Source organism: Hoeflea marina (assembly GCF_003182275.1).
Taxonomy (GTDB): Bacteria; Pseudomonadota; Alphaproteobacteria; order Rhizobiales; family Rhizobiaceae; genus Hoeflea; species Hoeflea marina.
Map to the genome: position 1 here is coordinate 316,004 of NZ_QGTR01000006.1, position 18,280 is coordinate 334,283.

Annotated in this window: 15 protein-coding genes; all 15 read left to right on the forward strand. The window is 66.0% G+C overall.

All coding sequences use genetic code 11. The features are described from left to right. Nucleotides 1–276: 276 nt before the first annotated feature. The 15 genes from DFR52_RS21510 to DFR52_RS21580 all read left to right on the forward strand — a co-directional run bounded on the left by DFR52_RS21510 (nt 277) and on the right by DFR52_RS21580 (nt 18,255). A complete protein-coding gene (locus DFR52_RS21510; protein ID WP_245415433.1) occupies nt 277–1,269 on the forward strand; it encodes a beta-keto acid cleavage family enzyme in 993 nt (330 codons plus the stop codon). Continuing rightward, on the forward strand, nt 1,262–2,269 hold the full coding sequence (locus DFR52_RS21515; protein ID WP_110034073.1) for an ABC transporter permease: 1,008 nt from the start codon (nt 1,262–1,264) through the stop codon (nt 2,267–2,269). The genes DFR52_RS21510 and DFR52_RS21515 overlap by 8 nt, the downstream gene beginning before the upstream one ends. A gap of 20 nt (nt 2,270–2,289) precedes the next feature. Next, entirely contained in the window at nt 2,290–3,276 is a 987-nt protein-coding gene (locus DFR52_RS21520; RefSeq protein WP_158285015.1) for a sugar ABC transporter substrate-binding protein, read from the forward strand. A gap of 66 nt (nt 3,277–3,342) precedes the next feature. Then, the gene (locus tag DFR52_RS21525) at nt 3,343–5,472 is read left to right on the forward strand and encodes an ABC transporter permease (RefSeq protein ID WP_110034075.1); all 2,130 of its coding nucleotides are present in this window, start codon (nt 3,343–3,345) and stop codon (nt 5,470–5,472) included. A gap of 2 nt (nt 5,473–5,474) precedes the next feature. After that, on the forward strand, nt 5,475–6,509 hold the full coding sequence (locus tag DFR52_RS21530; protein ID WP_110034076.1) for an SMP-30/gluconolactonase/LRE family protein: 1,035 nt from the start codon (nt 5,475–5,477) through the stop codon (nt 6,507–6,509). After that, the gene (locus DFR52_RS21535; protein ID WP_110034077.1) at nt 6,506–8,002 is read left to right on the forward strand and encodes a sugar ABC transporter ATP-binding protein; all 1,497 of its coding nucleotides are present in this window, start codon (nt 6,506–6,508) and stop codon (nt 8,000–8,002) included. Before DFR52_RS21530 ends, DFR52_RS21535 begins: the two co-directional genes overlap by 4 nt. A 102-nt stretch (nt 8,003–8,104) precedes the next feature. Next, nucleotides 8,105–9,292 (forward strand): acetyl-CoA C-acyltransferase, encoded by a 1,188-nt coding sequence (locus DFR52_RS21540; protein WP_110034078.1) that lies wholly within the window; start codon nt 8,105–8,107, stop codon nt 9,290–9,292. A 333-nt stretch (nt 9,293–9,625) separates the two neighbouring features. Continuing rightward, complete coding sequence (locus DFR52_RS21545; protein WP_210205887.1) at nt 9,626–11,296, forward strand: AMP-binding protein; 1,671 nt, start codon at nt 9,626–9,628, stop codon at nt 11,294–11,296. A 52-nt stretch (nt 11,297–11,348) separates the two neighbouring features. Then, nucleotides 11,349–12,095: a TetR/AcrR family transcriptional regulator gene (locus tag DFR52_RS21550; RefSeq protein WP_245415434.1), complete on the forward strand. Its 747-nt coding sequence runs from the start codon at nt 11,349–11,351 to the stop codon at nt 12,093–12,095. A 108-nt stretch (nt 12,096–12,203) separates the two neighbouring features. Beyond that, a complete protein-coding gene (locus tag DFR52_RS21555) occupies nt 12,204–13,097 on the forward strand; it encodes an SDR family NAD(P)-dependent oxidoreductase (protein WP_110034143.1) in 894 nt (297 codons plus the stop codon). A gap of 109 nt (nt 13,098–13,206) precedes the next feature. Then, nucleotides 13,207–14,451, forward strand: coding sequence for a branched-chain amino acid ABC transporter substrate-binding protein (locus DFR52_RS21560; RefSeq protein WP_110034079.1), 1,245 nt, complete (start codon nt 13,207–13,209; stop codon nt 14,449–14,451). Nucleotides 14,452–14,544: 93 nt separating this feature from the next. After that, a complete protein-coding gene (locus DFR52_RS21565) occupies nt 14,545–15,495 on the forward strand; it encodes a branched-chain amino acid ABC transporter permease (RefSeq protein ID WP_110034080.1) in 951 nt (316 codons plus the stop codon). Next, nucleotides 15,492–16,793, forward strand: a complete 1,302-nt coding sequence (locus DFR52_RS21570; protein ID WP_110034081.1) for a branched-chain amino acid ABC transporter permease — start codon at nt 15,492–15,494, stop codon at nt 16,791–16,793. The genes DFR52_RS21565 and DFR52_RS21570 overlap by 4 nt, the downstream gene beginning before the upstream one ends. Beyond that, the gene (locus DFR52_RS21575; protein ID WP_110034082.1) at nt 16,790–17,560 is read left to right on the forward strand and encodes an ABC transporter ATP-binding protein; all 771 of its coding nucleotides are present in this window, start codon (nt 16,790–16,792) and stop codon (nt 17,558–17,560) included. The genes DFR52_RS21570 and DFR52_RS21575 overlap by 4 nt, the downstream gene beginning before the upstream one ends. After that, nucleotides 17,560–18,255, forward strand: a complete 696-nt coding sequence (locus DFR52_RS21580; protein WP_110034083.1) for an ABC transporter ATP-binding protein — start codon at nt 17,560–17,562, stop codon at nt 18,253–18,255. Before DFR52_RS21575 ends, DFR52_RS21580 begins: the two co-directional genes overlap by 1 nt. Nucleotides 18,256–18,280 lie beyond the last annotated feature (25 nt).

The following is an 18,280-nucleotide window of genomic DNA, read 5'->3' on the forward strand; positions in this document are numbered from 1 at the left end:
TTGCGGACAGATCTCCGCGGTCTGCCGGCTTTCGGGGCCGCATCGGCAATCGGGTTATATGAAAACCACATCCAAGTCGAGAAAACTAGGATCGAGCATACATATACTCGCCGCGCGCCCGGCACTAGCCTGCGCTCATCCACATGGGAGGATCGTGTGGCCGGAGGGGATCATGAGCAATGCTGGACACTGCGGCCTGTTGGCGGCCGCCGAAGGTCTGTCGCCGGCCCGGACGCCCGCCCGGGCGTTCGCACTGCGCGGCCGCGGCGTCGGCGCATGGTCCGTCGGATCCAGGCCATGAAGGCCGGCAAGCGCAAGGTCATCATCTCCTGTGCCGTGACCGGATTCGCGCACACGCCGTCGATGTCCGAGTTCCTGCCCGTCACGCCCGAGCAGATCACCGGCCAGGCGGTAGAGGCGGCGCGCGCCGGCGCATCGATCCTGCACCTGCACGCGCGCAATCCTGTTGACGGCAGGCCGACCTTCGATGCCGCCGTCTACGACCTCTTCGTGCCCGCGATATCGGCGCAGACCGACGCCGTCATCAACATCCCGCTGGGCGGTGGCGCGCGGGCCACCCTGGACGAGCGGCTTGCCTACCCGCTCCGCCGCAAGCCCGAGCTCTGCACGATCGACATCGGCTCGACCAATTATGCGTTCCAGAAATCCGGACGCGGCATCACCGAGTGGAAGTTCTCCTGGGAGCGGCCCTACATCGAGCAGTCGGAGGATTTCGTCCTCGGCAACACCAGCCGCGAGACCAGGGCCCTGCTCGCCGCGCTCGGCGGCGGCTACGGCACGCGGCTGGAATTCGTCTGCCACGAACCGGGCCACCTGCATCATCTCGCGCAGTTTCTCGACGAGGGCCTGATCCGCGGGCCGCTGTTCATCCAGTGCGCCCTGGCCGGACCGGACGGCCTGAACGCCGATCCGGAAGCACTCTTCGTCATGCGCGCCGCCGCCGACCGGCTCTTCGGGCGCGGAGGCTACGAATTCTCCGTCCTGGCCAGCGGACGGCACCAGATCGCCCACGCGACCATGGGCGCCATCATGGGCGGGCATGTCCGCGTCGGGCTGGGCGACAGCCTGTACCTCGGCAAGGGACTGCTGGCGGCAAGCTGCGCGGCGCAGGTGCTGAAAATGCGCCGGATCCTCGAGGAGCTGTCATTCGAAGTGGCGAGCCCCGACGAGGCGCGCGAAATCCTTCACATCGGCGCGGCAACCAGGGCCTTCGAAGGCCAGACCAGGGAGGCCGGAGCGAATGGCTGATTGGAAGACGATGATCAATCGGGGCGGTCCGAACACCAAGCTGCTGGAATATGTGGTCATGGCGGTGACCGTGGCGCTCGTCGTGGTGTTCTCGCTGACCGTCGACGGCTTTGCGACGCTCGGAAACGCCGGCGTCATCCTGTCGAACTCGGCCTCGCTGGTGATCCTGAGCTGCGGCATGGCGGTCGTCATCATCTCGCGCGGCCTCGACCTGTCGCTGATCGCGGTGATGGTGGCGGGAGCGACGACCTTCAGCGTCTTCATCAACGCCGATTATCCGGCGTCCATGGCCTTCCTGGTCACCCTGGCCGCCATGGCACTGGTCGGCCTCGCCAATGCCTGGCTGATCGCCTATGTCGAGATACCGGCGATGCTGGCGACGCTGGCCTCGGCGATGCTGGTGACGGGACTGTTCCGCTTCACCATCCTGCGCGGCGAATTCATGCTGCTGCTGTCCAAGTCCAGCCCGGCGGTGGTCTTCCTCTCGGGCAACATCATGCCGGGGCTGTCCACGCCGGTGGCGCTGATGCTCGTCACCCTGGCCGCCACCATGCTGCTGCTTCGCGCCATGTCGGCCGGCCGGACGATTTATGCCATGGGCGACAATTTCCAGGCCGCGCGGCTCTCCGGGCTGCCGGTGCGCACGACGACGATCGTCGTCTATGTGTTTGCCGCCTTCACCGCACTCTGCGCCGGCCTCGTCAGCTCGGCCGCCAGCGGCGCCGTCGATTTCCGCACCGTCACCAACGGGACCCTGCTGTTCGAGGTCATCCTGGTCGTCGTGCTGGGCGGCATACCGCTGCGCGGCGGGCGCGGCAGCGTCCGCAACATCATCGTCGGCGTCGCGCTGATCGCCGTGCTCAGGAACGGCATGACGCTGATGAATTTCACATCACAGATGCAGGACCTGCTCAAGGGGCTCGTGCTGATCATCGCCATCGTCGCCGACAACTATCTCAATCCAAGAGACACCGAAACCGACACGGTCGGCGATCTATGACATCAACGGAGGAGGAAAGCATGCTGCACACACTCAATAGCAAGATGAAGACCGCCATCGGCGGGGCGCTGGTCGGCGCCTTCGCGCTGCTGGCGCCGGCAACCCAGGCGTCCGCCGACGCCGACCTGACCGGCAAGAAGGTGATCTTCGTGCCGATCACGATGGGGATTTCGCTGACGGAAGGCTGGGCGCGCCGCATGCGCGAGCACGCGGAGACCAGCGGCTACACCGTCGACATCCGCGATGCCGCCTTCAACACCGGCGCCATGGCGGAACTGCTGGCCAAGGCCATCAGCGACAAGCCGGACGTGATCGTCGTCCACAATCCCACCGTCCAGCTGCTCGCCCGCCAGATCAAGCAGGCCGAGGCCGAAGGCATCAAGGTTCTGCAGCTCAACCTGCAGTCCAACCAGCCGTCCTCGGCCTTTGTCGGCGCCAACTGGGACCGCATCGGCCGGGAAATCGCCGAGGACATCGTCAAGGAATGCGGCGAGGGAAGCGGCAAGTCAGGCAAGGTGGCCATCATTCCCGGCCAGCTGACCGCGGCCGACAGCGTGATGATGAACGCCGCGGCGATGAAGGTGTTCGAGGGCCACAAGATCGAGGTGGTTTCCAACCAGGCCTCGGACTGGGAGCCTGAGAAGGCCCGCCAGATCACCGCCACGGTGCTGCAGCAGCATCCCGATCTCTGCGCCATCTTCGGGCACTGGGACGTCCACACCATGGGTGCGGGCAATGCGGTCAAGGACGCCGGGCTGGCCGACAATGTCATGGTCTACGCCACCGGCGGCGGCGACGACGTGGCCTGCAAGGCGGTCGAGGACAAGGTGCTCGACCGGGTCTGGAGCTACGACGCCGATGGCCAGGGCCGCGACGCCGGCACGATGATCGATCTGCTGCTGCAGGGCGCGGTGACGGCGGACGGCTCGATGCTGTCGGTCGAATCGCCGATGAAGATCATCAAGGCGGGCGACTCCTACGACGCCAGCCTCTGCTGGAAGATGTAACCGCACTCCCGAGGCACCTCTGCCCGCGGGGTTTCGCCCCGCGGGCCTTCACACTGGAGTTCCGCCATGTCCGCCGACATCGAATTCGCCGCCCGGCCGAAACAGCGGGTTCCGCTCTTCGTTCTTTCGCCCCGCCGCATCCTGGCGGACATGCTGTCGAGCGGCTGGGTGGAAAGCGCGATCCCGTTTCTGGCCTTCGTCTGCGTCGTCATCGGCGTGGTGGCGACCACGCAGGACTATTTCGGCGCTGCCAATGTGCGCAATCTCGCGCAATACGCCGCCGACGGCGGGCTGATCGTGCTGGCGGTGCTGATCGTCGTGGCGGTGGGCGGCATCGACCTGTCGGTGGGATCGAACTTCGCCATGTCGGCCTTCGTGTCGCTCTACTGCTTTCACATTCTCGGGCTGCCGGTGCCGGCGGTGCTGGTGGCCAGCCTCGCCTGCGGCGCGCTGGTCGGCGCCGTCAATGGTATTCTCGCCGGGCTGATCGGATGTGGCGCGCTGCTCACCACGCTCGGCACCATGATCACCATCCGCGGCATCTTCACGCTCGCCTCCCAGGCCAGCATCGTCGACATCTCGACCAGCGCCCGCATTGACGATCTGTGGGACTGGGTCGGATTCGAGAAATTCCTCACCATGCCAATCGGCTTCTGGGTGCTGCTGGCCGTGGCGGCGCTGGTGTTCGTCATGTTCCGTCAGTCGCGCTACGGCTGGCACGTGCTGGCCGTCGGCGGCAACCGAAAGGCGGCAAGGCACGGCGGCATCCGCGTCAAGCTGACGATCTTCCTCGCCTACCTGCTGGCCGGGCTGATTGTCGGGCTTGCCGGATTCCTGTTCGCGGCGCGCCAGAACAGCATCAGCGCCGACACCGGCATCGGCATGGAGTTCTTCGCGCTGACCGCCCTCGTGGTCGGCCTGGGCGGCTTCGTGCCCGGTCGCGGCGCCGTGGTTCCGGTGCTCGTCGGCTTCGCCACGATCTACATTCTCAACAATGCGATGATCAATTCCGGCTTTCGCGGCGACTTCGTCCAGTTCACCATGGGAGGGATCATCATCCTCATCCTGGCGATCGACGTGAAGTTCCGCAAGAACCGGCACCGGCTGCTGGCGTCGACCTATCTGGATCCGGTTTCGGTGGATCTCGGCGCGGTGAAGGGAATGACCGGGCTGATGCCCGGCGAACTCCCGCCCCGGCTGGCGCAGGCAGAGATCCTGGCGGCCGGACGGCTCGACGGTCCCGAGGACGTGATCCTGGACGACGAGGGCAATCTCTACTGCGGCAACCGCGACGGCCGCCTGCTGAGGCTCTCGGCACCCGACTACACCGAGATCACCGTGGTGGCCAAGATCGGCGGCCGGCCGCTGGGCCTGGCCTTCGATGCCGAGGGCCGCATCGTCACTTGCGTGGCCGGCATGGGTCTGCTCAGGGTCGGGATGGACGGCGGCGTCGAGCTCCTCACCGACCAGACCGAGCGCAGCCTGCTCAGCGTCCAGGACGACACCACCATCCGGATGGCCGACGACCTCGACATCGCCCCCGACGGGGTGATCTATTTCACCGACGCCACCAAGCGCTACGACATCGACAACTGGGGCCTCGACCTGCTCGAGGGCCGGCCCAACGGCCGCCTGCTGAGCTACGATCCAAGAACGCGCAGGACCCGGACGGTGTGCGACCACCTGGTCTTCCCCAACGGCGTGTGCGTGACCCATGACGGCGGGTACCTGCTCGTTGCCAGCACCTGGGGCTGCTCGATCCTGATCTTCGATCTGGCCGATCTCGCCGCCGGGCCGCGTATCTTCGCCGACGGACTGCCAGGCTATCCCGACAACATCAACCGGGCTTCGGACGGCGGCTACTGGGTCGCGCTGGCCGGCATGCGCAACCCGATCATGGACCAGGCCATGCGCTATCCCAAGCTCCGGCAGCGGATGACGCGGCGCGTGCCGCCGAACAACTGGCTGTTCGGAAATCTCAACATCGGCGGCGTGCTCAAGCTCGATGCGGCCGGCGTCGTCACCGACGCGCTGTGGGATGCTCCGGACGGTCCGCTCTACATGATCACCTCGATGCGCGAGCATGAGGGGTCGCTGTTCCTGGGCGGCGTGACCAATGACAAGATCGGGCGGATCACCGTTGCCGGCGCCGACACGGACTGGACCGGGCCGAAGAGCTACCAGGGAAGAGGCTAGTCATGTTTTTCAGATCCAGACGCCAGGAACTGCCCGGCATGACGCTGGAAGGCGTGCTAGGCCCCAACACGCGGCTCGATGACGCCGCGGGCAGGGCGGTGCCGCTGCCGCGCGCGCTGGTGGTGCTCGAGGACGGACGCCTGCTGTTCAGTTCCGGCAACGATGTCCTGGCGCTCGCCGCGTGGGACGGGGAGCCGGAAGCCTGGGCCCGGTTCGATGTCCCGGTCACCGCGCTCGGCGCGCGCGGCGATCTTGTCGCCGTGGGCCTTGCCGACGGCGGGCTTGCGGCCTGCGACCGCACCGGCCGGCGCCTGGTGGGCTGGGCCACGCCCACGGGGCTCGGCTCGATCTCCGACTGCATGGTTCTCTCCGACGACGAGGTCGCCCTCGTCGACAGCGGCTACCGCGCCGACGAGACCCTGCTTTCCCTGGCCGCCTGGGCGGATGCGGGTCGGGGCATGGTCGTGGCCGTCGGCCGAAGCGGCTCTCGCCGGGAACTGGCGAGCGGCCTGAACTGCCCGATGGGGATCGCTCCGGACGGAAAGGGGTCGGTGATCGTGTCGCTGCTGGAGCACGCCTCGGTGGTCGAGCTCTCCGGCACGGTCAGGCAATCGGGCTTCCCCGGCTATCTCGGGCGGATCCGCGCCACCGGATCTGGCTATCTGATATGCTGCCTGTCGCGGCGGGATCCGCTCATCGAGTTCCTCAAGACCGAAAAGGCCTTCGTGGCCGAAATGAAGGCGCGGATCAGCCCCGATCACTGGCTGTCGCCGCGCGCGCGGCCGGAATTCAGCCATGACTTTCCCATCGAACTCGGAGCCACGCGATTGTTCGGAGAGGTCAAGCCCTGGGCGCCCTCCTTCTCCTATGGCCTGGTCATCGAGACCGACCACCAACTCGTGCCGACCGGCTCGGCCCATTCGCGCGCCAACGGCACGCGCCATGCGATCGCCGATGCGGTGTCGTGGAACGGCGCCACGGTCGCCGTCAGCATGGCCAGCGGCGAACTGCTGCGTTTTCCGGGGAGTGAGGCATGAGCCGTCAACCGATCGTCAGCCTGGAGACCGTCACCAAGAGCTATGGCGGCATTAACGCGCTCGAGAGCGTCTCATTCGAACTCTATCCGGGGGAAATTCACGCGCTGGTCGGCGAGAACGGCGCCGGGAAGTCCACCCTGTGCAAGCTGATCGCCGGCGTGGTGGCGCCGAGCGACGGCGTGCTCCGGATCAACGGTGAGGTGGTGAAATTCCAGGCGCCCAAGGATGCGAGCCGGCACGGCATCTCCATGGTCTACCAGGAGACCAGCCTGGTGCCGCAACTGAGCGTGGCGCAGAACATGATGCTCGGCCAGGAGCGCACATTCAATTCTGTCCGGAAGGTCCGCAACGCCGCGCGCCAGGTGCTGCAGCGGCTCAACTTCAAGGTCGACCCGTCGCAGCTCGCCGGCTCGCTGTCGACGGCCAAGCGGCAGATGGTGGAGATCGCCCGCGCCGTGCTCAACCAGGCGAGGGTGATCATCCTCGACGAGCCGACGGCAGCGCTCACGCCAGAGGAGACCGAGCATCTCTTCGACCTGATGAAGTCGCTGCAGGCCAAGGGCGTCGCGATGATCTTCATCTCCCATGCACTGGAGGAGGCACTCAATCACTCCGACCGGATCACCGTGCTGCGCAACGGTCGTCTGATGGCCACGGGTCCCGCGACCGACTTCGACCGCGGCGGCCTGATCCGGCACATGATCGGCGAGGAGCTCAACGAGCAGTCGATGGTGCCGGCAACGGGACGCGCCGCCCTGTCGGCGCTGCCGGTGCTCAGGGTTGAGAGCATCCGCATGGGCAGCATGGTCAACAACATGTCGTTCTCGATCTTTCCCGGCCAGATCACCGGCATCGCCGGACTGATCGGCTCGGGTCGCAGCGAGGTCGCCAAGGTGATCATGGGCCATACCAAGCGCAATTTCGGCGGTGGGCGGATCTGGCTCGAAGGGCGCGAGGTGCGCTACAGCCTGCCGGCGCAGGCCGTGGCCGACGGCATCGCCTATGTCAGCGAGGACCGCAAGCTCGACGGCTTCTTCGAATCGCTGAGCGTGTCGGACAATATCGGGCTGGGATGGCTGGCGAAGTTCGGCCGGCGGAGATGGTTTGCGCCGCTGCGCAAGATGCGGCAACTCTCGCGGGAATGGGAGCAACGCCTGTCGATTCGCAGCATCGGCGCGGACCAGTCGGTGCTGTATCTGTCGGGGGGCAACCAGCAGAAGGTGGTCATCGCCAAGTCGCTGGTGCAGGAGCCGAAACTGGTGATATTCGATGAGCCGACGCGCGGCGTCGATGTCGGGGCGATCGCGGAAATCCGGCAGATCGTGCGCAAATTCGCCGAAAGCGGCGCCGGGGTGATCCTGATTTCCTCCTATCTGCCGGAAATCCTCGATCTCTCGGACCGCATCCTCGTCGCCAAGAGCGGCACGATCGTCGCCGAATTCGCTCGCGGCGACGCGACGGCGGAAAAAATTCTGCATGCGGCCATCCACTGAGGCACTCTGGGGACAGACGGGCCGCGCTGAGAGGACTACACATGCACCGACCCGGCCTCCCGGGTCCGGCATCGATACAGCAGTGAAAGATGGAGAAAGACATTGAGAGAAGCAGTCATCGTCAGCACGGCGCGCACCGCAATCGGCAAGGCCTATCGCGGCAGCCTGAACGCCACCAAGTCGCCGACGCTCGCCGGCCACGCGCTCCGGCACGCCATTGAGCGCGCCGGCATTGACGCCGGCGAGATCGAGGATTTCGTTCTCGGCACGGTGCTCGGCGCCGGCACGGCCGGAATGAACCTCGCCCGCAACGCGGTTTTCGCCGCTGGCGTGCCGACGACCGTTTCCGGACAGACGATGGACCGCCAGTGCGCCAGCGGGTTGATGGCGATCGCCACCGCGGCCAAGCAGATCATGGTCGACGGCATGGATGTCGTGGCCGCCGGCGGCCAGGACAACATTTCCGCCGTGCAGGACCGCTATTTCCAGTGGGTACAGGAAGAGACGGATCCGGCGGTCGTGGCCCGGGTCGAGCACGCCTACATGCCGATGCTGAAAACCGCGGAGTTCGTCGCGAAAAAATACGGTGTCGGCCGCGATGCGCAGGATGCCTATGCGCTCCTGTCCCAGCAGCGCACAGCCCGGGCGCAGGCCGCCGGCCTGCTCGACGATGAGATCGTCGCCTTTTCCACCACCATGAAGGTTGCCGACAAGGCCACGGGCGAGATTTCGGAGCGCGAGGTGGTTCTGGACCGAGACGAGGGCAATCGTCCGCAGACGACGCTCAAGATGCTCGCCGGCCTCAAGCCGGTGCTGGACGGCGGCGTGATCACCGCGGGGAACGCCAGCCAGCTCTCCGACGGCGCCTCGGCCTGCGTGCTGATGGATGCGAAACTTGCCGAGACGCGCGGGCTGAGGCCGCTCGGCATCTATCGCGGCATGGCGGTGGCCGGCTGTCCGCCCGAGGAGATGGGCATCGGTCCAATCCATGCTGTTCCCAGGCTGCTCAGGCAGCACGGGCTGAAGGTCGAGGACATCGGCCTGTGGGAGCTCAACGAAGCCTTTGCGGTCCAGGCGCTCTATTGCCGCGACCATCTCGGCATCGACCCCGAGATTTACAATGTCAACGGCGGCGCGATCTCCATCGGTCATCCCTACGGCATGACCGGCGCCCGACTCGTCGGCCATGCGCTGATCGAGGGTCGCCGTCGCGGCGTGCGCTATGTCGTGGTCACGATGTGCGTGGGCGGCGGCATGGGTGCCGCCGGCCTGTTCGAGGTCAACGCCTGATCGGAGCGGGACCGGTCCTGCAGGGCCGGTTCCCCGGGAGCCGGGGCCGGCGCGCCGGTTCCTGCGGGAGAACGGGAGTTCTGACCGCGGCGGGGGGCGCCGGGATCGGATAAATGCGTCGGGCCGGCCAGCGGAGGTGTGGCATGCCTCCCGCTGCCGGTTGGCAGCGCTTCATCGACTGCGAACACCATCGATCCCTGCAGGCGGGCTTGACGAAACAGGCCATTCGTTGTTTCTGCCAATATTCATTCACCAGCGAGTGAATGAATATTGGCATGTGAGGATGGACCGGGCGGCTGGCTGGCCGCCGGTCCGGAGGAGAGGCGGGACGACGTGACAATTCAACAGAGCGGCGAGAAGGCGACGGAGACCGGATCTCCGGCCGTGTGGGACGAGGTGATTCGGGACGAGGTGATGGCAGACGGGGCGATGCAGCATTTCGGCCTCACCCTGGACAAGTTCCTCGATCATGCCGCGCACTGGCATCCCGATGCCGAGGTGGTCTCGGCCAATCTCGATGGCACCATCAGCCGCGCCGGCTACGGCGCGATCAGGGCGCGCGCGCTCGAAGTGTCCGGGCTGCTCGCCGGTCTGGGCGTTACCGTCGGCTCCCGCGTTGCCACGCTGGCCTGGAACGGCCAGGCCCATTTCGAGGCCTGGTACGGCATCATGGGGCTCGGCGCCACGTGCCACACCCTCAATCCGCGGCTGACCGCCGAGCAGAGCGGCGCCATGCTGCGCCAGTCCGGCGCCGCGATCCTCATCGTCAGCGCCGACCTGCTGCCGCTCGCCGGCAAGATCGCCGACCATGCGCCGGCGCTCAGTCGCGTCTATGTCATCGACCGGGGGGCCGGCGGCTCGACGGCGATGCGCCCGGGTGTGACCGTGGAGCGCCTCGCCCCGGGCGGCGGTGATCCGGCCAACCCGGTCGTCTGGGGCGAGTTCGACGAGACCACCGCCTCCGGCCTCTGCTTCACTTCGGGCACCACCGGCGCGCCCAAGGGAGTCACCTACACCCACCGCTCCAGCTACCTGCACACGCTGCGACTGCTGCAGGCCGATGTGCTGGGCATCACCGCGGCGGATTCGATCCTTGCCGTGGTGCCGATGTTTCACGCCAGTGCCTGGGGACTGCCATTTGCCGCGCCCGCCGTCGGTGCCAGGCTGGTGCTGCCCGGACGCCAGGCCGATGGCGCCAGCCTGGCGCGTCTGATCGCCTCCGAGGGGGTGACGCTCGGTGTCGGGGTCCCGACCGTCTGGCTCGGACTGGTCGAACATCTCGAGCAGAACGGCGGCGAACTGCCGTCGCTCAAGCGCATCCTTGTCGGTGGCGCGCCGTTGCCGCCGGCGCTGATGCAGCGGATCGAGCAGCGGCTGGGCGTCACCGTGCAGACCAGCTGGGGCATGACCGAACTGTCGCCTTCGGGAACCATGGCCGTTCCGGGCGACCCCGCGCGCCGCGCCTCGGTCTCGGGCCGCCCGGCGGTGGGGGTGGATCTGCAGCTTTGTGATCCCGGCGGCAACCCGCTGCCCGGGCAGCGCGGCGTCGAGGGACACCTGCATGTGCGGGGCGCGGCCGTGATCGAGCGCTATCTCGGCGACGCCGGCCCGGCGGTCAATGCCGCGGGATGGTTCGACACCGGCGACCTGGCGCGGATCGATGAAGCGGGAAACCTGATCATCACCGGACGGGCCAAGGACCTCATCAAGTCGGGCGGCGAGTGGATCAATCCGGCCGAGATCGAAGCCGTCATCGGCGCCCTGCCGGAGGTTTCGCTGGCCGCCGTCATCGCCCGGCCGGACGCAAAGTGGGGCGAACAGCCCGTGCTGCTGGTCGAGGTGAGGGCGGGCCAGGAGATCAGCGACGAGGAACTGCTGGCGTCACTGCAGGGGCGGGTGGCCAGCTGGTGGATCCCGCGCACCGTCATCCGGACCAAGATGCCGATGGCTTCGACAGGCAAGATCGATAAGATGCGCTTGAAAGCGGACTACGGTCATGCATAACCGGGGAGATGCGGTCGCCCGGCCGCAAGAGACGGAACCGAAAGACCGAATTTTGACAGCTGAGACGAAGCCCGTTACTCCCCGGCCCGCGGCCAAGCGGGCCGCCCGCGGCAGGGCCACCAAGGCCGAACAGCGCGCCGACATGATCGAGCAGATTCTCGATGTCGCCGAATTGCTGTTTTCCAAGCACGGCCTGCATGGCGTCACGCTCAAGGACGTGGCCAAGAGCGTCGGGGTCCACCACACGCTGATCAACTACTATTTCGACGACAAGAAGAAGCTGTTCGACGCGGTCTTCGGCCGTCGCGCCATGGTCAGCATCGAACGCCGGATGCGGGTCCTGGACGAATATGAGCTGGCCTGTGCAGGAAAGCCCACGGTCAAGGGCGCGTTGCACGTGTTTCTCGACACCGATCTCGATCTCTACAGCATGCACGGCGAGGGCTGGAAGAACTATGCCGCGCTCGCCTCCCAGGTGGCCAACACGCCGGAATGGGGGGCAGATCTGATGGATACGCATTTTGACCCCGTGGTCCTGCGTCTGATCGGCCTGCTGAAGAAGGCCATGCCGGACACGCCCGAGGAGGATCTATTCTGGGGCTACCATTTCGTCACCGGCGCCCTGATGCTGACGCTCGCCCGCACGGGGCGCATCGACAAGCTGTCTGGCGGGCTGTGCAAGTCGGATGATTTCGCGGCCATCAAGCAGCGCATGGCGGATTTTATGGCGGCCGGCTTCCTGTCCTTCTGCGACGGCAGGGCGGATGCCGATCGCGAACGGGATGCCTCGAGGCCGTAAGCACGATCCACGCGGGAAACAGCAGATGTCCGGAGAAGAATCTGTTGCGTCCATCACATTAATTCTCTAGTGAGTGAATGAGTTGAGACGATGATCAAGGAATATGGAATGACGCTGAACGGCCGCATTGCAATCGTTACCGGAGCCGGTGGAGGCCTCGGCCGCTGCCATGCGCTGATGCTTGCCCGCCTAGGCGCCCGCGTCGCCGTCAACGACATGAACGGCGAGAGCGCCGAGCGCGTGGCCGAAGAGATCCGCGGGCAGGGCGGCGAGGCGATCGGCATCGCCGCCTCGGTGACCGATGAAGGCCAGGTGGCGGCGATGGTCGAGCAGGTGATGACTGCCTGGGGCCGGGTCGACATCCTTATCAACAATGCCGGGTTCCTGCGCGACAAGAGCTTCGCCAAGATGGACCTCGCCGATTTCCGGTCCATCATCGATGTCCACCTGATGGGCGCGGCAATCTGCACCAAGGCGGTCTGGGAGATCATGCGGCAGCAGAATCATGGCCGCATCGTCATGACCACCTCGTCCTCGGGGCTCTACGGCAATTTCGGCCAGTCGAACTACGGCGCTGCCAAGATGGCGCTGGTCGGACTGATGCAGACCCTGTCGATCGAGGGCGCAAAGCAGAACATCAAGGTCAACTGCCTGGCGCCCACGGCCGCCACGCAGATGACCGACGGCGTCCTTGCTCCGGACGTGCTGGCAAGGCTCGCACCGGAGCTGGTCAGCAACGGGCTGCTGGCGCTGGTGGGCGACGACGCGCCGACGCGCGCGATTCTCTGCGCTGGCGCGGGGCATTTTGCCCGCGCCCACGTGACGCTGACGGAAGGCATTCAAATCGGCGGCGGCGAGGATGCCCCGGGCCGCGTGATCGCCGCCTGGGAGCAGATCGGCGATCGCTCGGGCGAGATCGTGCCGAACTACGGATTCACCCAGTTCGAGCGCGAGCTGGCCAGCGTCGAACAGGACAGCGCGGCGATGGCCGCGGCGAAATAGGCGTCTGCCCGGTCTGGCTTCGGGAGGAAGCGGGGCGCGGCGCCAATCACACAGCAGCACGCTGTAAGGGAGAGGTCGGGAATTCCGATCCGCATTGAGGAGGACTATCATGAGGAAGCTATTTGCAACGACAGCCGTCGCGCTGACCGTCTTTGGCGCGGCCGCCGTGCCGGCCAGTGCCGATACCGTCAAGATCGCCTTTGTCGATCCGCTGTCGGGCGGTGCCGCCAGCGTCGGCCAGATGGGACTGAACCACCTGAAATTCATTGCCGACACGGTCAATGCGGCCGGCGGCGTCAACGGCGACATGCTCGAGGTCACGGGCTATGACAACCAGGTCAATGCCCAGACCAGCCTGGTGCAGGTCCAGAAGGCCATCGACGAGGGTGCCAAGATCATCTTCCAGGGCAACGGCTCTTCGGTCGGCATCGCCATCGAGGAGTTCGTCACCAAGTACAACAGCCGCAATCCCGGCGCGCATATTCTCTACATGAACTATGCGGCCGTCGACCCGGCGATGACCAACGAGAAGTGCAGCTACTGGCACTTTGCCTTCGATGCCAACGTCACCATCAAGATGGAGGCGATGACCAACTTCATCAAGGACCAGCCCGAGGTGAAGAAGGTCTACCTGATCGACCAGGATTATTCCTTCGGACATGCCGTCGCCGACACGGCCGTCAGCATGCTCAAGGAAAAGCGTCCCGACATCGAGATCGTCGGCAACGAGTTTCACCCGCTGGTCAAGATCACCGATTTCGCGCCCTATGTCGCCAAGATCAAGGCGTCGGGTGCCGACACGGTCATCACCGGCAACTGGGGCCAGGACTTCGCCCTGCTGATCAAGGCTGCCGGCCAGGCCGGCCTCGACGTCAAGTGGTTCACCTACTATGCCGGCGCCGCCGGCGGTCCGACCGCCATCAAGCAGGCGGGCCTGGACGGCAAGGTCTTCCAGGTCAACGAGGGCATCGCCAATCTGAACTATGGTCCCGCCATGGAAACGACCAAGGCCTACACCGAACGCTACAAGGATGCTCCGACCATGTTCCCGCGCGTGTTCAACGCGATGGACATGATGGTCAAGGCAATGGAAGAGGCCAAGTCTTCGGACCCGGCGGATTTCGCCCCCAAGCTTGAGGGCATGACTTTCCAGTCCTTCTCCAACGGCGGCGAGATGTTCATGCGCGCCGACGACCACCAGCTCTTCCAGCCGATCATCATCTCTGCCATCGGACCGGTCGAATCCGGCCAGGTGGACGAGGAGAACACCGGCTGGGGCTGGAAGAGCGTCGGCGAGATCGCGGCCAAGGACACCATTGTTCCCACCACCTGCGACATGAAGCGCCCCGGCTGACGATCCGGACTGCGGCGCCGGGGCGATGTCCCGGCGCCGCTTTCGCCGGGCTGTGCCCATTCCTTCCGATGCCAGCAGTGGGGTGACCTGATTGTGGCCGAGATCCTGTTCTTTTCAGCCGTCAACGGCATAACCTACGGCATGCTCCTGTTCCTGATGGCCAGCGGCCTGACGGTCATCTTCTCGATGATGGGTGTGCTCAATCTCGCCCATGCGAGCTTCTACATGCTGGGTGCCTTCTTCGGCTTCGAGATCAGCCGGCATCTGGGCTTCTGGCCCGGGCTGGTGCTGGCGCCACTCATCGTCGCGGTCATCGGCATGGGCGTCGAACGCTACGGCCTGCGCACCGTGCACAAGCACGGCCATGTCGCCGAACTGCTGTTCACCTTCGGCCTCACTTTCGTCATCCAGAAGCTGGTGGAGATGGTGTGGGGCAAGCTGCCGGTAGACTATCTGGTGCCGCCGTCGCTGGACTTTCCCGCCTTCACCATCTTCGCCACCGAATATCCGGCTTTCAAGCTGTTCGGGCTGCTGGCCTCCATCGCCATCTTCCTGGCGCTGATGCTGGTCATCAAGCGCACCCGCATCGGCCTCATCGTCCAGGCGGCGCTGACCCATCCTGAAATGGTCGGCATGCTCGGGCACAATGTCGACCGCATCTTCATGCTGGTCTTCGGCGTCGGCGTGGGCCTGGCGGCCGTTGCCGGCGTCATCGCCGGACCGGCGCTCGTCACCCAGTCGAACATGGCCGGACTGCTCGGCCCGATCCTGTTCGTGGTGGTCGTCGTCGGCGGGCTGGGCTCGCTCGGCGGCGCCTTCGTCGCCTCCCTGCTCATCGGCCTGGTGCAGACCTTCGCCGTCGCCTTCAACATCTCGCTGGCGGATGTCTTCGGTCCCGTCGCCGCCGACAGCGGCCTCGCCCTTTATCTCGACGACATCTGGTCGGTGACGGTGGCGCAGGTGGCGCCGGTGCTGCCTTACCTGCTGCTGGTGCTGATCCTGATCTTCCGGCCGCGCGGACTTATGGGGAACCGTGAATCATGAGCGACACATCCGACACCGTCGTCCGGCCGGCCGGCTTCCCGTCCGGCGCAGCACCCGGCCCGCTCAGGCGCTACGGCCCCTGGATCGTGCTCGCCCTGCTGCTTCTCGTGCTGCCCAGGGTGTTCAGCTCGGGGCTGTCGATCTCGACCATGTGCGTCATGGGCACGATGATCATCTTTGCGCTGTCCTACAACATGCTGCTCGGACAGTCCGGCCTGCTGTCCTTCGGTCACGCCGTGTTCTTCGGCCTTGGCGGGTTCCTCACGGCCCAGATGATGAACATGATGGCCGGCGGCGAGGGGCCGCTGCCGCTGATGGTCTATCCGCTCGTGGGTGGCCTCGCCGGCCTGGTCTTCGGCGTCATCTTCGGCGCAGTGGCGACCCGCCGCGCCGGCACCGCCTTTGCCATGATCACGCTCGGTATCGGCGAACTGGTCACCTCCAGCGCGCTGATCCTGCGCGGCTTCTTCGGCGGGGAGACGGGCATCACCGTTGACCGGACCGAGATCCACCAGGTGTTCGGACTGTCCTTCGGTCCCCAGGTCCAGGTCTATTACCTGATCGCCGGCTGGTGCCTGGTCTCGGTGATTGCCATGTACGCGATCACCCGCACGCCGTTCGGCCGCATCTGCAACGCGGTGCGCGACAACCCGCAGCGGGTGAACTTCGTCGGCTACAACACCACCGTGGTGCGCTTTATCGCCTTCAGCCTGGCGGGTCTGTTCGCGGGCATCGCCGGCGGGCTGGCGTCAATCAATTTCGAGATCATGAATTCGGCCCAGATGGGGGCGGCGGAATCGGGCTCGGTGATCCTGATGGCCTATATCGGCGGGGTCGGGAACTTCGCCGGACCGATCATCGGCGCCATCGTCGTCACCTATCTGCATCTGATGCTCAGCGACCTCTCCGATGTCTGGGAGCTCTATTTCGGGCTGCTGTTCATCTCCATGGTGATGTATGCGCCCAACGGCATCGCCGGCGTCATCATGATGCAGAGGCCGCTGATCCGGCGAGGGCAGTTGCTCCGGGTCGCGCCCTATTACGTGCTGGCGCTCATCCCCGGGCTGGTCGCCCTGGCGGGACTGAGCATGATCATCGAGATGACGCATCAGCTCTCCATCTCGGCCTCCGAAGGTCTCGGGATGACGATGATGGGGATTGCATTCAATGCCGATGCGCTGCTGCCCTGGCTGACGGCTGTCGTGCTTCTGGGCGGCGGAGGCTGGCTCGGCGTGCGCGCGGCGCGGCTGGCGCGCGAGGCGTATGGGGCCGCCATGGTCCGGGGGAGGGTGCAATGAGCAACGCAGACCAAGGCGGTACCGCCGCGCTGGAACTGGAAGGGCTCGAGAAGAGCTTCGGTCCGACCCGGATCATCCGCGGCGTCGACCTGACGATCGTCAGGGGCGAGCGCCACGCTGTCATCGGCCCCAACGGCGCCGGCAAGTCGACGCTGTTCCACCTGATCAGCGGACACTACCGGCCGACGTCCGGCCGCATCCGGCTCGATGGTCGGGACATCACCGGGCTGTCGCCCGAACAGATCAACCGCAGGGGCCTGGCGCGCAGCTTCCAGATCACCAACATCTTCCCGCAGCTCAGCGTCTGGGAGAATGTTCGCTGCGCCACGCTGTGGGCGATGGGATACCGCTACAACTTCTGGCGCGACATCGACGGGCTCGATGACGTCCGGCTCCGGACCGAGGAGATCCTCGGCCAGATCAACCTGATCGAGCGGTGGGATATGCCGGCGGGGATGCTCGCCTATGCGGAGCAGCGGGCGCTCGAGATCGGGCTGGCGCTGGCCAGCGATGCCGACATCCTGCTGCTCGACGAGCCGATGGCGGGCATGAGCCATGCCGAAAGCCAGCACATGGTGGAACTGATCCGAAAGGTCAGCGAGAACAGGACGCTTCTGATGATCGAACACGACATGGGGGTGGTGTTCAACCTCGCCGACCGCATCTCGGTGTTGGTCTACGGCGAGATCATCGCGTCGGACACGCCCGAGCGCATCAAGGCCAATGCCGACGTGCAGCGGGCCTATCTCGGCACGGAGGTGGCGTGATGCTCGAAGTTCGTGACCTTCATGCCTATTACGGCAAGAGCCATATCCTGCAGGGCGTCGATCTGAGCGTCGGCGCCAGGGAGATCGTGTCCATCCTGGGCCGCAACGGCGTCGGCCGCTCGACCACGCTCAAGACCATCATGGGAAACCCCGCGCCGCACGGCTCGGTCGTTTTCAAGGGCAGCGAGATCGCCGGCAAGGCGCCGCACCAGATCGCGCGCCTCGGCATCGGCTACGTTCCCGAGGAGCGCGCCATCTTTCCGGGCCTGACGGTGGAGCAGAACCTGGTGCTCGGCCTCAAGCCGGGACAGCCGGAGGGCGTCTGGAGCGTCGAGGACACCTTCCGGCTGTTCCCGCAGTTGCGGGAACGGGCCCATGCGCCCGGCGGGGCGCTGTCGGGCGGCGAGCAGCAGATGCTGACCATCTGCCGCACGCTGATGGGCAATCCGGACCTGATCATGATCGACGAGCCGACCGAAGGGCTCTCGCCGCAGATGGTGGAGCGCATCGGGGAGCTGCTGCAGGAGGTGGCGAGCCGCGGCATCTCGATCCTGCTGGTCGAGCAGAAGCTGGCGGTGGCCATGCGCATCTCGCACCGGGTCTATGTGATGGGGCACGGCCGCATGGTCTTCTCCGGCACGCCAGCCGAACTCACCGCCAACAGGGCCGTGCGCGAAGAGTGGCTCGAGGTCTGAGCCATGCGCCGCGCCGGGACGCGCG

Coding starts and splice junctions, on each gene's coding strand:
- DFR52_RS21555 (WP_110034143.1), top strand. CDS start 12,204: ATGACGCTGAACGGCCGCATTGCAATCGTTACCGGAGCCGGTGGAGGC.
- DFR52_RS21530 (WP_110034076.1), top strand. CDS start 5,475: ATGTTTTTCAGATCCAGACGCCAGGAACTGCCCGGCATGACGCTGGAA.
- DFR52_RS21525 (WP_110034075.1), top strand. CDS start 3,343: ATGTCCGCCGACATCGAATTCGCCGCCCGGCCGAAACAGCGGGTTCCG.
- DFR52_RS21570 (WP_110034081.1), top strand. CDS start 15,492: ATGAGCGACACATCCGACACCGTCGTCCGGCCGGCCGGCTTCCCGTCC.
- DFR52_RS21560 (WP_110034079.1), top strand. CDS start 13,207: ATGAGGAAGCTATTTGCAACGACAGCCGTCGCGCTGACCGTCTTTGGC.
- DFR52_RS21520 (WP_158285015.1), top strand. CDS start 2,290: ATGCTGCACACACTCAATAGCAAGATGAAGACCGCCATCGGCGGGGCG.
- DFR52_RS21515 (WP_110034073.1), top strand. CDS start 1,262: ATGGCTGATTGGAAGACGATGATCAATCGGGGCGGTCCGAACACCAAG.
- DFR52_RS21580 (WP_110034083.1), top strand. CDS start 17,560: ATGCTCGAAGTTCGTGACCTTCATGCCTATTACGGCAAGAGCCATATC.
- DFR52_RS21575 (WP_110034082.1), top strand. CDS start 16,790: ATGAGCAACGCAGACCAAGGCGGTACCGCCGCGCTGGAACTGGAAGGG.
- DFR52_RS21510 (WP_245415433.1), top strand. CDS start 277: ATGGTCCGTCGGATCCAGGCCATGAAGGCCGGCAAGCGCAAGGTCATC.
- DFR52_RS21535 (WP_110034077.1), top strand. CDS start 6,506: ATGAGCCGTCAACCGATCGTCAGCCTGGAGACCGTCACCAAGAGCTAT.